The organism is Streptomyces sp. PU-14G (genome assembly GCF_041028275.1).
In the GTDB taxonomy this organism is placed as follows: Bacteria; Actinomycetota; Actinomycetes; order Streptomycetales; family Streptomycetaceae; genus Streptomyces.
In genome coordinates this window covers 1-13,438 of record NZ_JASKYT010000021.1, presented here as the reverse complement: position 1 = coordinate 13,438, position 13,438 = coordinate 1, and the positions used below count along the sequence as shown (strand labels likewise).

Annotated in this window: 11 protein-coding genes; 5 read left to right on the top strand and 6 right to left on the bottom strand. The window is 70.3% G+C overall.

All coding sequences use genetic code 11. The features are described 5' to 3' along the window. Positions 1-255 precede the first annotated feature (255 nt). A complete protein-coding gene (locus tag AB8Z75_RS04590; RefSeq protein ID WP_369200048.1) occupies positions 256-438 on the top strand; it encodes a hypothetical protein in 183 nt (60 codons plus the stop codon). Between the two features lie 109 nt (positions 439-547). Here the strand turns inward: AB8Z75_RS04590 and AB8Z75_RS04585 are convergent, their stop codons facing one another. Then, on the bottom strand, positions 548-1,330 hold the full coding sequence (locus AB8Z75_RS04585; RefSeq protein ID WP_369200047.1) for a hypothetical protein: 783 nt from the start codon (positions 1,328-1,330) through the stop codon (positions 548-550). Between the two features lie 110 nt (positions 1,331-1,440). On the opposite strand from AB8Z75_RS04585, the gene AB8Z75_RS04580 reads away from it, so the two are divergent. Beyond that, a complete protein-coding gene (locus AB8Z75_RS04580) occupies positions 1,441-2,355 on the top strand; it encodes an oxygenase MpaB family protein (RefSeq protein WP_369200046.1) in 915 nt (304 codons plus the stop codon). 88 nt (positions 2,356-2,443) lie between these two features. Here AB8Z75_RS04580 and AB8Z75_RS04575 read toward each other — a convergent pair whose 3' ends face one another. Further along, positions 2,444-3,061 carry a class I SAM-dependent methyltransferase gene (locus AB8Z75_RS04575; RefSeq protein WP_369200045.1) on the bottom strand — a complete coding sequence of 206 codons (618 nt, stop codon included), beginning with the start codon at positions 3,059-3,061 and terminating at the stop codon, positions 2,444-2,446. Positions 3,062-3,283: 222 nt separating this feature from the next. On the opposite strand from AB8Z75_RS04575, the gene AB8Z75_RS04570 reads away from it, so the two are divergent. After that, positions 3,284-3,676 carry a roadblock/LC7 domain-containing protein gene (locus tag AB8Z75_RS04570; protein ID WP_369200044.1) on the top strand — a complete coding sequence of 131 codons (393 nt, stop codon included), beginning with the start codon at positions 3,284-3,286 and terminating at the stop codon, positions 3,674-3,676. Positions 3,677-3,778: 102 nt separating this feature from the next. Continuing rightward, on the top strand, positions 3,779-4,819 hold the full coding sequence (locus AB8Z75_RS04565) for a DUF6397 family protein (RefSeq protein WP_369200043.1): 1,041 nt from the start codon (positions 3,779-3,781) through the stop codon (positions 4,817-4,819). An 81-nt stretch (positions 4,820-4,900) separates the two neighbouring features. Here AB8Z75_RS04565 and tesB read toward each other — a convergent pair whose 3' ends face one another. Further along, entirely contained in the window at positions 4,901-5,809 is a 909-nt protein-coding gene (tesB, locus tag AB8Z75_RS04560; protein WP_369200042.1) for an acyl-CoA thioesterase II, read from the bottom strand. A gap of 61 nt (positions 5,810-5,870) precedes the next feature. Continuing rightward, positions 5,871-8,399 (bottom strand): DEAD/DEAH box helicase, encoded by a 2,529-nt coding sequence (locus AB8Z75_RS04555; protein WP_369200041.1) that lies wholly within the window; start codon positions 8,397-8,399, stop codon positions 5,871-5,873. Positions 8,400-8,598: 199 nt separating this feature from the next. Between AB8Z75_RS04555 and AB8Z75_RS04550 the strand changes: the two genes are divergently transcribed. Continuing rightward, positions 8,599-9,396 (top strand): metal-dependent hydrolase, encoded by a 798-nt coding sequence (locus tag AB8Z75_RS04550; protein ID WP_369200040.1) that lies wholly within the window; start codon positions 8,599-8,601, stop codon positions 9,394-9,396. Between the two features lie 83 nt (positions 9,397-9,479). Here AB8Z75_RS04550 and AB8Z75_RS04545 read toward each other — a convergent pair whose 3' ends face one another. Both AB8Z75_RS04545 and AB8Z75_RS04540 read right to left on the bottom strand, forming a co-directional pair. Next, positions 9,480-11,252, bottom strand: coding sequence for an ABC transporter ATP-binding protein (locus AB8Z75_RS04545; protein WP_369200064.1), 1,773 nt, complete (start codon positions 11,250-11,252; stop codon positions 9,480-9,482). 71 nt (positions 11,253-11,323) lie between these two features. After that, positions 11,324-13,378: an ABC transporter transmembrane domain-containing protein gene (locus tag AB8Z75_RS04540; protein WP_369200039.1), complete on the bottom strand. Its 2,055-nt coding sequence runs from the start codon at positions 13,376-13,378 to the stop codon at positions 11,324-11,326. Positions 13,379-13,438: the final 60 nt, after the last annotated feature.

Here is a 13,438-nt window from a genome sequence, read left to right as displayed (position 1 = left end):
ACGCAGTGGGTGAGCCGTGGGAGCGAGGACGGGCTTGCCAGGGTCTCTGCCACAGTGCTGATGCACTCCTCAAATTTGACTAGCAAAGGGGCGGCCGAGGGTACCTCATCCGGAGCCGGACGACGAAGCGGCTGCCTCGGGCGGCAGCGGCGACGGGAGGGAACCTGTTCGGCCCGAATGGCGTTCAATGGAATGAGAGGCGGCATCGTGTGCACGATCGCGGTGAAGCGCCGCCGGTGCGGAGGAGGGATCACCATGACCAACCGAGCCAAGGTCGCCGTGGGCGGAGTGGCCGTAGGGCTGCTCCTGTGGTGGCTGACGTCGTTCTGGATCGCGCTGTTGGTGATAGTGGGCGTACCTGCTGTCGCCTATCTGGCGCTGGACCCCTCGCAGCGGCGCAGGCTGCGCAGAGTCAGCCGTAAAGAACTGGGACGGTAGATCCGGCGGCCGGGAGACGGCCCGCCACCCGGTGTCCGGCTCCGCAGCGATGCTGGGGCCGACGCCTGGCGGTCGGTGTCTGTCTGCCCAGGCGGCGGTGCCTGGCTGCCTAGGCGGCGGGGCGCACGGCGATGCCGTCGAGAGCGGACAGGAGGTCCGGCAACTCGTCACCCCGGCCGACCGGGCGCACTTCCCCCGGAGCCTCGTCCAGCAGCACGAAAGCGATGTCGTCCGTGCGGGCCACGACGCTCCACCCCGGCCCGTCAGCGCGCAACGTGCGCGCCTCGCCCGAGGCGAACGCCGACCGTATCCGCCCGGGCGGCGGTGGCGTGTCCACGTAGCCACGCACCTCCTCCAGAACGCGCCGCACGTGTGGATCCGGATCCGCTCCCGTCTCCACGAACTCGACGTCCTCGGCTACCTGAGCCCGCCACTGCGCCCACTGAAGTGCGATCTCGTCCGCCCCGAGCCGTCGCTGAGCGGGACCCCACTGGGAGGTGTCGGGCGGACGGAGAACAGCTCCGTCCCTCTCCGCCGCCGGTTCCGGGCTCGGGTCGTGGGGCTCCGGCACGCCCGGCGCGGAGACGGACAGTTCCAGTGGCCACCCGCGCAGTACACCCGCGACGTAGCGTTCGTCGGGAGAGAGGTCGAACTCCATACCGCAGTCCCATGCGGCCACCGCACAGGCCACCTGCGTCACGTCCTCGGACACCACCGTCCACCGTGCGCCCGCCCCGTCCTGCCCCAGGACGAGCCCGTACCCCTCGGCGAACGGCTCCAGCCCCAACATGCCGCACGCCGCGGGGTAGTCGTCACCCAGCACGCTCGGAAACTGGGCCGGCGTCAACAGCACGGCAGTCAGCACATAGAGCGAATCCTCGTCCTCAGCCACCGACGGCCTCCCCTTCCTACCGCGTCTCGGCGACCATAGCTTTCGGAGGGCGTCCGCAACAGACTCGGCCTTGCCCGGACGGAGGCCATCACCGTAGGAGAGGGGCACACGTGGGGCGATACGACCGACTCAGGTACATTCTCCGGCTCGACCCTGAGCAGGACGCGCACGAGATCTACCGGCTGATCGCGGCGTACGAGTTTCCCTGGGACATCACGCGCGCTCTCGAGCTCGCCCTCTACCGCACCTACGCCGTGCCCACCATCGGCAGCCTGCTGGCCAGGACGGCGGAGCTCACCGACCGGTCCCAGAAACGCTACGACGACACGGCGCTGCTGCTGGACGCGGTGGTCGAGCACGGTTTCGACAGTGCCCACGGGCGCAGCGCCGTCCGGCGGATCAACCAGATGCACCGTGCCTACGACATCTCCAACGACGACATGCGCTACGTGCTGTGCACCTTCGTGGTGATGCCCAAGCGCTGGCTCGACCGCTTCGGCTGGCGGCGCCTGACAGCGCACGAACTGCGTGCGATCGCCCAGCACTACCGGACGCTGGGACACCGCATGGGCATCAAGGAGGTGCCGCGCACCTACGAGGAGTTCGAGCGCTGCCTGGACGACTACGAGGACGCCCACTTCGGCTGGGACGAGGGAGGGCGCAAGGTCTCCGACGCCACGCTCGATCTGATGGCCTCCTGGTACCCGCGGCCCCTCGGCCCCCTGGTGCGAGGCGCGAGCCGGGCTCTGCTGGACGACTCCCTGCTCCGCGCCTTCCGCTACCCGCGACCGAGTCCGGCCACCCGCGGCCTGGTGCGGAGCGCCCTACGGCTGCGTGCGCGCACCGTGCGGCTGCTGCCGCCGCGCCGTCGTCCTCACTACGCGCGGCAGAACCCCGAGATCAGGAGCTATCCCGGCTATCCCGACGGCTACCGGGTCGCCGACCTCGGTACCTTCCCGGTGAAGGGCGGCGCGGGGCCGGTCGTGTGCCCTGCCCCGCACGCCCACGGTGAAACCCCGGGCTGATGCCGCCGAGCCTCTCCCGCGTTGGCTGGAACCTCCCCACACTTTGTGCCCTGGCGTCGAAGCAGCGCAGGCGCGCGTCAACGGCGGATCACACCGGCTCCCTTTCCGCCAGGACGAGATACCGTTCGTCCTCGTCCACGTACGAGAGCAGTCGCCAGCCGGTGGCCGACAGCAGGGGTCGCAGGCGCGGTTCGGCGCGGATGTCCTGCGGGGTGACCTGCCGCCCCTGACGGGCTGCCAGCGCCGCGCGCCCCAACGGGTGGAAGAGTGCCAGGCGCCCCTGCGGGCGCACGACACGGGCCAGCTCGCTGAGCCCGCTGTCGGGGCCCGGGAGATGGGAGATGAGGCCGGCACCGAACACCGCGTCGAGACAGCCGTCCCGCAAGGGCAACCGGGCCACGTCCGCAAGCAGCAGGGCGGTGGCGGCCGACTGCCGGCCGGCGCGCACCGCTTCCTCCAGCATCGCCGGGGTGAGATCGGCGCCGAGTACCGCTCCCGACGCCCCCACCTCGGTTCGGAGCGCCGGCAGGGCCCGTCCGGTGCCGCACCCGGCGTCCAGGACGGCGTCGCCGGGGCGCAGCCCCATCTCGGCGACGGCCGCGGCGTAGGCGGGACCGTCGTCGGGGAACCGGGTGTCCCAACGTGCGGCGCGTTCGGTGAAGAACTCCCGAACCGCGGCACGGTCGTCAGCCGAGTCGTGTCTCATCCTCACATCTTCCCGTCCCAGCCTCGCCTTCAAGCCGCACGCCCGCCCTTCGTTCTCGGTTCCGGAGGAGAAACGCAGCGTTGCGTGTCCCGAACGGTGATACCTGTGTGACTGAAGCGACAGGGGTGTAACTGTGCGCGACGAAACAGAACCTCATGGTTGCTGACGGTGCTCTCATGGGTAAGGGTGGCACGGCGGATGCCGAGGAAAAGGGGGCGCGGGGTGGCACTGAACACGGGACTTGACTGGTTGTTGGACGACCTGACGAAGCGGATCTCCTCGGTCCGGCACGCGTTGGTCCTCTCCACGGACGGGCTCGTGACGGGCAGCAGCCAGGAACTCGACCGGGAGGACGCTGAGCATTTGGCCGCGGTCTCCTCCGGGTTGCACAGCTTGGCCAAGGGGAGTGGCCAGCACTTCAAGGCAGGGCGGGTACGCCAGACGATGATCGAGTTCGACGAGGGCGTGCTGTTCGTGACGGCCGCGGGTGACGGCAGCTGTCTGTGCGTCCTCGCCGGTGCCGAGGCCGACGTCGGGCAGGTCGCCTATGAGATGACCCTGTTGGTCAACCGCGTCGGCGAACACCTCGGGCTCGCTGTTCGAAATAGCCACTGACCTGCGGTTTCATAAAGTTATCCACAGGCCGGGCGGCAACGGCGCAGTCGGGCTATCGTCGTTTTCACGCAAGGAACGTGAGCAACGACGGGGGATGACGAGATGCGTGAGAAGTCTGCCGGGCGCCGTTCGGCGGCACTCTTCCCACCCGCGGTCGGCGTGGCACGGAACAGGGCCGTAGTGACGCCGCCCGCGGTTGGGGTGGCGGTGCGCACGGCCGCCAAGGAGCTCGGTCTGCGGCTGCGGGAGTTCGAACTGGCGGTGCAGCTCGAGGAAGTGCGCACCGTGCCGGGGCCGCCCGGCCGGCCACGAAGGGTGCCGCGGGAGGAGTTGGAGAGGCTCAAAGCGGTGCCGGATTTCCCCGGCGGTCTGCGGGAGAGGCTGCGCGTCATGGGGGCGCGCGAGGCATCCGAACTGCTGGACATCAGCGCTTCGCGCTTCGCCCGCCTCGCCAGGGCAGGCTGTTTCAGGCCGGTCGCCCTCTACGTGCATCGCTACCGAGCGGTGGTCTGGCTCTACCGAGCGGACGAGCTGCGGGAATTCGCGGAGAACTCCCCGTCGCTGCTGGCGGGGCGCCTGCCGGCGGGTATGCGAGCCGCGCTGGACGCCGGCGCCGATCACCGTGCTCCGAGTTGGCGAGCGCGGCGGGTGGCGCAGCTGGCCAGGCAGGCGGAAACCGCAGGGGAGCGTGCCGCAGCCAGGGCGAGCGTGCTCGGCGAGGATGCCCTCGCCGAAGTCGTGCCCGATCCCGGCGAGCGGGCCGAGCTGAGGCGGTTGCGGCCCGGTCTGCTGAAGGTGCGCAGTGAGTCAGTGGCCACGCAGGACATGCTGGAGAAGCTCTGTCTGGCCGAAGGGGAGGAAGAGGTGCGCTGGCACCGGCTGATGCTGGAGGCCGAACTGGAAAGTGCCAGGGCGGCCGCATGTGCGCCATCGGGCGTCCCGGCACTCGACGGAGCCCTTGCCGATACGACCGGGCGGGCGGAGCCCGGCGCCTTCCGCCGGAGCCCGCGCGGAGACCATCGGCCCGACCCGGCCACGCCGCGGCCACTGACGCCGCCCGCAGCGTCCGGGCCCGTGCCTCGAAAGCGTTGGTCGCTGCTGAGGCGCCGCAAGCCGAAGTCCGCCATCCGGCCGGCCGACTGACCGACGGCAGCCCGGGAGCCGACATGTCCGGCCCGGTGGGGAGCGCCGGCGGGCCGCGGCCAGCAGCGCGCTGGCAGAGAGCTACGAGCCGCCCAGACCGGAGGCGGCCTCGTCCGCGTCGGTGCGGTGCGGGCGGAACAGCCCTTCCTGCATGACGGAGACGATCAACTTGCCCTCGCGGTCATAGATCTGGCCCCGGGCAAGCCCTCGCGCTCCCGTCGCGATGGGGGACTCCTGTTCGTAGAGGAACCACTCGTCGGCGCGGAACGGCCGGTGGAACCACATGGCGTGGTCGAGAGACGCCGTGTCGAAGTTCCGCGCACCCCACAGCGGCTCGACGGGAAGCCGCACGGCGTCGAGAAGCGTCATATCGCTGGCGTAGGTCAGCGCGCACGTGTGCACGAGAGGGTCGTCCCCCAGCGACCCGATCGCCCGCATCCATACGGCACTACGGGGCTCGACACCCTCGAGCTCGGAAGGGGTCCAGCGCAGCCGTTCCACATAGCGCAGGTCGAACGCCTGACGGCGCGCCATGCGCTCCAGCGGCACCGGAAGTGAGCCGAGGTGCGCCTGGATCTCGTCCGCGAGCCTCGGCAGGCTCTCAGGATCCGGCACGTCGGGCATCGGCAGTTGATGCTCGAATCCGGGCTCCCGCACATGAAAGGAGGCGGTGAGATTGAAGATCGTGCGTCCGCGCTGTACGGCGACCACGCGGCGGGTGGTGAAGGAACGCCCGTCCCGCACCCGCTCCACCTGGTACACGATGGGTACGCCCGGAATGCCGGGACGCAGGAAGTACGCGTGGAGTGAATGCACGGGCCGCTCGTCGCCCACCGTGCGCCCGGCTGCCACCAGGGCCTGTCCGGCCACCTGTCCGCCGAAGACCCGCTGGAGGGACTCGTGGGGGCTGCGGCCCCGGAAGATGTTGAGGTCGATCTCCTCCAGGTTCAGCAGGTCGACAAGGCGTTCCGCTGGGCTCGGCCCGGTCATCTCTCGCGTTCCCTTCTCGTGTCCAAGGACGCCGTCTCGATCGGCTCAGTGCTCGCCGTGCTCACATCGGGCCGACATCGGTCACCTTGACCACCGCACGCCCCTCCTCGTCGGAGGCGACGAGATCGACCTCGGCCGAGACGCCCCAGTCATGGTCCCCGCGGGGGTCGGCGAATGTCTGCCGCACACGCCACAGCCTGTCCTCGGGCACTTCCTCGATCCGCAGCAACCGCGGTCCCCGGGCGTCAGGCCCCGTGCCCAGCTCGTCGTACTCGTCCCAGTAGGCATCCATCGCCTCGCCCCAGGCGTCTTCGTCCCAGCCGGCGTCGGCGTCCATCTCGCCCAGTTCGGCGAACCTGTCGAGCGCCGCCAGCTCCACTCTGCGGAACATCGCGTTGCGTACCAGCACGCGGAAGGCCCGGGGGTTCGCCGTGACGGGCTTGACCTGGTCGGCCCGGTCCTGGGCCTCCTCCGCCGTTTCGTCCTCCGGGTTGGCCAGCTGCTCCCATTCGTCCAGCAGGCTGGAGTCGACCTGCCGGACCATCTCCCCGAGCCATTCGATGATGTCCTGGAAATCCTCCGACTTCAGATCGTCCGGGACGGTGTGCTCGAGGGCCTTGTAAGCGCTCGCCAGGTAGCGCAGCACGATCCCCTCAGTGCGGGCGAGCTCGTAGAAGGAGACGAACTCGCTGAAGGTCATCGCGCGTTCGTACATGTCACGGATGACCGACTTGGGCGAGAGCGGGTGGTCGCCGACCCAGGGGTGGGACTTGCGGTAGAGGCCGTAGGCGTGGAAAAGCAGTTCTTCCAGCGGTTGCGGGTAGCCGATCTCCATCAGCCGCTCCATCCGCTCCTCGTACTCGATGCCGTCGGCCTTCATCTGCGCCACCGCCTCGCCCTTGGCCTTGTTCATCTGCGCGGCGAGGATCTGGCGGGGATCGTCGAGGGTCGACTCCACGACGGAGACCATGTCGAGCGCGTAGGAGGGCGACTCCGGATCGAGCAGCTCGAAGGCGGCGAGTGCGAAGGTGGACAGCGGCTGGTTGAGGGCGAAGTCCTGCTGGAGGTCGACGGTCAGCCGGATGGTCCTGCCCTCCGCGTCCGGCTCGTCCAGCCGTTCGACAATCCCGCCGTCCAGCAGCGAACGGTAGATGGCGATGGCCCGCCGGATGTGCCTCAGCTGGGAGCGGCGGTCCTCGTGGTTGTCCTCCAGAAGCCGGCGCATCTGCGTGAAGGCGTCGCCGGGACGCGCGATCACCGACAGCAACATCGCATGCGTCACTCGGAAGCGGGAGTTGAGAGGCTCGGGATCGGACGCGATCAGCTTCTCGAAGGTCTGCTGACTCCAGTTGACGAAGCCCTCCGGGGCCTTCTTGCGGACGACCTTGCGACGCTTCTTCGGATCGTCGCCTGCCTTCGCCAGCGCCTTCTCGTTCTCGACCACGTGTTCAGGGGCCTGCGCGACGACGTAGCCCGAGGTGTCGAAACCGGCGCGCCCGGCCCGGCCGGCGATCTGATGGAACTCGCGGGCGCGCAGAGTGCGCACCCGACTGCCGTCGTACTTGGTCAGCGCGGTGAACAGCACCGTTCTGATGGGCACGTTGACGCCGACACCGAGGGTGTCCGTGCCGCAGATCACCTTCAGCAATCCTGCCTGCGCCAGCCGCTCCACCAGCCTCCGGTACTTGGGCAGCATCCCGGCGTGGTGCACACCGATGCCGTGCCGCACATAGCGGGACAGATTGCGGCCGAACTTCGTGGTGAAGCGGAAATTGCCGATGACCTTGGCGATCTCGTCCTTCTCCGCCCGGGTCGACATGTTGATACTCGTGAGCGCCTGCGCCCGCTCCACCGCCTGCGCCTGGGTGAAGTGCACGATGTAGACGGGTGCTTGTCGCGTCTCCAGCAGCTCGGTCAGCGTCTCCGTCAGGGACGTGGAGCGGTAGTCGTAGCTCAGCGGCACCGGCCGGGTCGCGGACCGCACCACAGCGGTCGGACGGCCGGTGCGGCGGGTGAGATCCTTCTCGAAACGGGTGACATCGCCCAGTGTGGCCGACATCAGGACGAACTGGGCCTGCGGCAGCTCCAACAGCGGAATCTGCCAGGCCCACCCCCGGTCGGGCTCGGCGTAGAAGTGGAACTCGTCCATCACGACCTGCCCGATGTCGGCGTCCGCGCCGTCGCGCAGGGCGATCGAGGCGAGCACCTCGGCGGTGCAGCAGATCACCGGGGCATCCGCGTTGACGGAGGCGTCGCCGGTGAGCATGCCGACGTTCTCGGTGCCGAAGAGCTTGCACAGATCGAAGAACTTCTCCGACACCAGCGCCTTGATCGGGGCGGTGTAGAAAGTGACCTTGTCGTGGGCGAGCGCCGCGAAGTGAGCCCCCGCCGCGACCAGGCTCTTGCCGGACCCGGTCGGCGTCGACAAGATCACGTTCGCCCCGGAAACCACCTCGATCAGCGCTTCTTCCTGGGCGGGATAGAGCGAGATGCCCCGCTCTTCCGCCCACCCGGAGAAGGACTCGAAGAGGGCATCGGGATCGGCGTCGCTCGGCATCTGGTCGATAAGGGTGGCTGTCACGCCCCCCATACTGCCCCCTGCCTCCGCCGATCAGGGAACCGGTGGGTTCCGGGTGATCATCGAGCGCTACGCTGTGTGGCCGACCGGGCGTCAGACCGGGTGGAGAGCCGGGCACCAGGTCCGGAGAAGAACAGCGCGGGGGCGCGGGGCCCAGTCCCGGCCGCGGGGCCGCGAGGGACGCGACGCACAGAACAGGGCGGGGATACGCATGATGGGACCGGCGCACTCGCTGTCGGGGGCAACTGCCTGGCTCGGTGTGGGAGCCGCTGCGGCCGCACTCGACCACCCGATGCCGTGGCTGGTGGTGCTCGTCGGCACTCTGCTGTGCGCCGGGGCTGCTCTGGCACCGGATCTCGACCAGAAGTCCGCGACCATCTCCCGGGCCTTCGGCCCCCTCTCCCACCTTCTGTGCGGAGTGATCGACAAGCTGTCCACGGCCGTCTACAACGGCACCCGTTGCCGCGGGGAGCGTCACCGTTCAGGAGGACATCGCACCCTCACTCACACGTGGCCGTGGGCGCTGTTCATAGGCGCCGGCTTTTCGGCGGCGGCTGCCGTCTGGGGCCGCTGGGCCGTGCTGGTTATCCTTTTCATCCATGTCGTGCTCGCCGTCGAAGGCCTGCTGTGGCGGATGGCCCGGGTCTCCAGCGACGTCCTGGTGTGGCTCCTGGGAGCCGCCTGCGCCTGGATCCTGGCGGGTCTGCTGGAGGAGCCGGGGAACGGAGCCGACTGGTTGTTCACCGGCGACGGCCAGGAGTACCTGTGGATGGGTGTACCGATCGCGCTCGGTGCGCTGGTTCACAACATCGGGGACGCTCTGACGGTCTCCGGCTGCCCGGTCCTGTGGCCGATCCCGATAGCGGGCAAGAGGTGGTATCCGCTGGGCACCCCCCGGTTCATGCGCTTCCGCGCCGGGGCCTGGATCGAGAACGCCGTTCTGATGCCTGCGTTCATGGTGCTCGGAGGAGCGGGCAGTCTGGTCGCCCTCGGTTTCATAGGAACCTGAACCGATTCGCCACAGGTCCGCGTCGGGCCAGGCCACCCGTGCCGCGAGTGACCCGACCCGGTACGGGCTCGCGCCGCGTCACCTCATCCGTGCCACGAGCGCCAGAGCGCCGCGTAGGCACCGTCGGCCGCCACCAGATCCTCGTGGCTGCCCAGTTCGCTGACGCGGCCGTTCTCGACCACCGCGATGACGTCCGCGTCGTGTGCCGTGTGCAGACGGTGGGCGATCGCCACCACCGTGCGGCCCGCGAGAACCTGCCCCAAGGATCGTTCCAGGTGCCGCGCGGCGCGGGGATCCAGCAGGGACGTCGCCTCGTCGAGCACCAGCGTGTGCGGGTCGGCCAGTACCAGACGGGCCAACGCGATCTGCTGGGCCTGCGCCGGAGTGATCGTCATGCCACCCGACCCGACCTCACTGTCGAGCCCGTTCGGCAACGCGGTGGCCCAGCCGTCCGCCCCCACGGCGGCCAGCGCGGACCGCAACTCGGTATCGCCGGCGTCCGGGCTGGCCAACAGCAGGTTGTCGCGCAGGGTACCGACGAAGACATGGTGCTCCTGGTTGACGAGCGCCACATGGCGACGGACGTCCTCCGCGCGCATGTCGATCAGCCGCTTCCCACCCAGAGTGACCTCTCCCCGGCGTGGGCCGTAGATGCCCGCCAGCAGCCGCCCAAGTGTGGACTTGCCCGCTCCGGACGGACCCACGAGTGCCACCCGGCTGCCGGGGGCGACGTCGAGCGTGATGCCGCGCAACACGTCGACATCGGCCAGGTAGCCGAACCGCACCTGCCGCGCGCGCACGTCCCTCCCCCGGGGGACGAGGCCGCCCACACCGCTGTCCGGCTCGATCTCCCGGACTCCGACGAGCCGTGCCAGCGAGACCTGGGCGACCTGGAGCTCGTCGTACCAGCGCAGGATCATGCTCACCGGCTCGACCAGCATCTGCGTCAGCAGCGCCCCGGTCGTCAGCTGGCCCACGCTGATCCAGCCCTCCACGACGAAGGCCCCGCCGAGCAGCAGCACGCCGCCGATGATCAGCATGTTGCTGAGGTTGACGACGGGGAAGAGGATGGTGCGCAGCCACAAAGTCCGGCGCTCCCAGGCTGTCCATTCTCCGACCCGCCGCTCGGAGAGGGCCACCCGGCGCGCACCCAGCCTGTGTGCCTCCACGGTGCGTCCCGCGTCCACGGTTTCTGCCAGTGCCGCAGCGACGGCCGCGTAACCCGCTGCCTCGGCCCGGTAGGCGTGCGGCGCCCTGCGGAAGTACCACCGGCAGCCGACCAGCAGTACGGGAAGCGCGATCAGTACTGCCGGGGCCAAAGGGGGCGCCGTCAGGCACAGAGCACCGATCAACAGGGCCGTCCATACCAGTCCCACGGCCAGTTCGGGTACGGCCTTGCGCATGGCGTCGGCCAGCCGGTCGATGTCGGTGGTGATCCGGGAGAGGAGGTCGCCCGTCCCGGCCCGCTCCAGGACGCTGGGCGGCAGCGCCACCGAGCGGACGAGGAAGTCCTCGCGCAGGTCCGCGAGCATCTCCTCGCCCAGCATCGCGCCTCGCAGCCGCACCTGCTGGGTGAAGACCGTCTGCACCAGGAGCGCGAGGGCGAACAGGAGGGTGACGCGGACCAAGTGCAGGTCGCGCTCTTCGGTGGCCACGTCGTCGACCACCCCGCCCAGCAGCTGCGGCCCGGCCATCGAGGCGATGACGGCGATGCTGTTCACCGTGACGAGCAGGACGAAGGCGCGACGGTGACGCCCCAGCAAAGCGCGCACATAGGACCGCACAGTCGCGGGAGATCCGACAGGCAGAATCGTGACGTCCTCGGGCGCCGACGGGTCGTGGGCGGGTGCAGGCACGCCGAACCGCCGGCTGCGCGGCGAGGCAGGTGCCGGCCTGGCCGTCCCCTCCGAGGTGATGCTCCGGACGCTCACGCGGACTCGACCTCCTCGGTGTGGGCACGCCTCGCCGACGCGCTGCTTTCCCCTGGCGGGGTGTTCTCGGTCGTTGCGGTGCTCGCGGCTGTCGCGCCGCCCCCAGTCGGCTCACTGCTACGTGACGAGGCGCCGTTCGCTGCCGGAGCGTGCAACCGAACAGGCTCCGGGCCCGGGGAGCCGGGGGCATCCGGTTCGCGGCTGACGACGGCTCGGTACGTGGCGTGGGTGCGCAGGAGATCCCGGTGCGTTCCGGTCGCGGCGGCCTTCTCTTCGTGCAGGAAGACGACGCGGTCGGCGCGGTCGAGCAGCAGCGGGCTGGAGGAGAGGACCACGGTCGTCCGGCCGGACCTGAGCCGCCCGAGCTCCCGGGCGATCCGCGCTTCGGTGTGCGAGTCGACAGCCGACGTGGGCTCGTCGAGAACCAGCACGGGCGGGTCGGTGAGCAGCGAGCGGGCGAGGGCGAGCCGCTGCCGCTGGCCGCCCGACAGCGAGCGTCCTCGCTCGGTGATCCGGGCCCGCATCGCGTCGCCCTCCGCGTCCGGGCTGCCCTGGATCAGGGCGTCGAGCACGTCGCCGCACTGGGCGGCAGCCAGAGCCCTGGCGGGGTCCACGGCGCCGGAGGAAGGCACGTCGAAGAGGTCGGTGAGGGTCCCGGAGAGCAGTACCGGGTCCTTGTCCTGGACGAGTATGGCGGTGCGCGCCCGCTCCAGTGCCATGCGGTCCAGGGGCACGCCGTCGAGCAGGACGGACGTGCTGCCGGGCGGCGGTTCCCCCTCGCGTTCGTCGGTGTCGTCACCGGCTGCGGACGCCGGGTGGCCGCCCAGCCGCTCCGCGAGGTGTCCGGCCGCGTCCGGGTCGCCGCAGACCACGGCGGTGAGCTGTCCGGGCGGCGCGTGCAGCCCGGTGACCGGGTCGTACAACCCCTCCGGGCGGCCCGGGCCGGGGTCGCCAGGGGCGCCCGCGCCGCCGCCCCGAACGCCGGGTGCCTCGGGCCCGATGCCCGGGTGGCTCTCGCGATCGTTTCGGCGGCGCGCAAAGCTGTCTCCACGGTCCGACCGCCGCAGCGCCAGGACCCGCGCCGCGCGCGCGGCCGAGGGGCGGGAGAAGGAGTACGACATCGCGAACTCGCCGAAGAGCTGGAGCGGCATGAGCAGGAAGCTGATGGCGCCGTAGACCATGACCAGCTCGCCGACAGCGATACGACCGTCCACCGCCAGCCCGGCGCCGTACCACACCACCGCGATCAGCAGCAGTCCCGGCAGGGCGACTTGGAGGGCTTCGATGACCGACCACATGCGTGCCGTCCGCACGGCAGCCCGCCGCACCTCCTGTGACGCGTGGCGGTACCGGGCGAGGAAGAGATCCTCGCCTCCGATGCCGCGCAGGACCCGCAGGCCGGCGACGGTGTCGGCGGCGAGTTCGGTCGCGCGTCCGGCTTTCTCCCGTTGCGCGTCGGCCCGCCGGGTCGCTCGGGGGAGGAGCGGCAGCACGGTCAGGGCCAGGGCCACCATGCCGGCGCAGGCGAGGAGCCCCAGTTGCGGCTGGTAGACCACCAGGGCGGCGCAGACGCCCAGCGTGGTCAGCAGGGCGGCACTGAAGCGGGAGACCGCTTCGACACACCAGCCGATGCGCTCGATGTCTCCGGTTGAAACCGCGACCACTTCTCCGGCCGCGACGCGGCGGGTGAGGGTGGCGCCGAGGGCGGCGGTGCGGCGGGCGAGCAGCTGCTGGATGCGTGCGGCGGCGGTGATCCAGTTGCTGACGGCGACCCGGTGCAGCATCGTGTCGCCGACGGTCACGGCCAGGGTGAGGGCCAGCATCGCCGCGCCGGCTTGGGCGAGCCCGGTGCCCGAGCGGTCCACGGCGGCGTTCACCGCCAAGCCGGCGACGGCGGGGAAGGACGCGATCGAGGCGAGGTGCAGCACGCCCCAGCCCAGCGCCTTGAGCTGGCCGCCGAGCTGGCGGCGGCCCAGCCACAGGAGCAGTCGGAAGCCCGACCGGACGTCCGGGTCGCCGGGGTCGGAGTAGGGGAGGTCGCGAATCTGCATGACTTTCCAAACGATTGCGAAAGCGCGTTCGACGGGGGCGGGAGGCGCGGCGTGCTGCGA

Excerpts from the sequence above, each read along its gene's own strand:
- AB8Z75_RS04590 (WP_369200048.1), top strand. The coding sequence starts at position 256 with ATGACCAACCGAGCCAAGGTCGCCGTGGGCGGAGTGGCCGTAGGGCTG.
- AB8Z75_RS04575 (WP_369200045.1), bottom strand. The coding sequence starts at position 3,061 with ATGAGACACGACTCGGCTGACGACCGTGCCGCGGTTCGGGAGTTCTTC.
- AB8Z75_RS04565 (WP_369200043.1), top strand. The coding sequence starts at position 3,779 with ATGCGTGAGAAGTCTGCCGGGCGCCGTTCGGCGGCACTCTTCCCACCC.
- tesB (WP_369200042.1), bottom strand. The coding sequence starts at position 5,809 with ATGACCGGGCCGAGCCCAGCGGAACGCCTTGTCGACCTGCTGAACCTG.
- AB8Z75_RS04555 (WP_369200041.1), bottom strand. The coding sequence starts at position 8,399 with ATGGGGGGCGTGACAGCCACCCTTATCGACCAGATGCCGAGCGACGCC.
- AB8Z75_RS04550 (WP_369200040.1), top strand. The coding sequence starts at position 8,599 with ATGATGGGACCGGCGCACTCGCTGTCGGGGGCAACTGCCTGGCTCGGT.
- AB8Z75_RS04540 (WP_369200039.1), bottom strand. The coding sequence starts at position 13,378 with ATGCAGATTCGCGACCTCCCCTACTCCGACCCCGGCGACCCGGACGTC.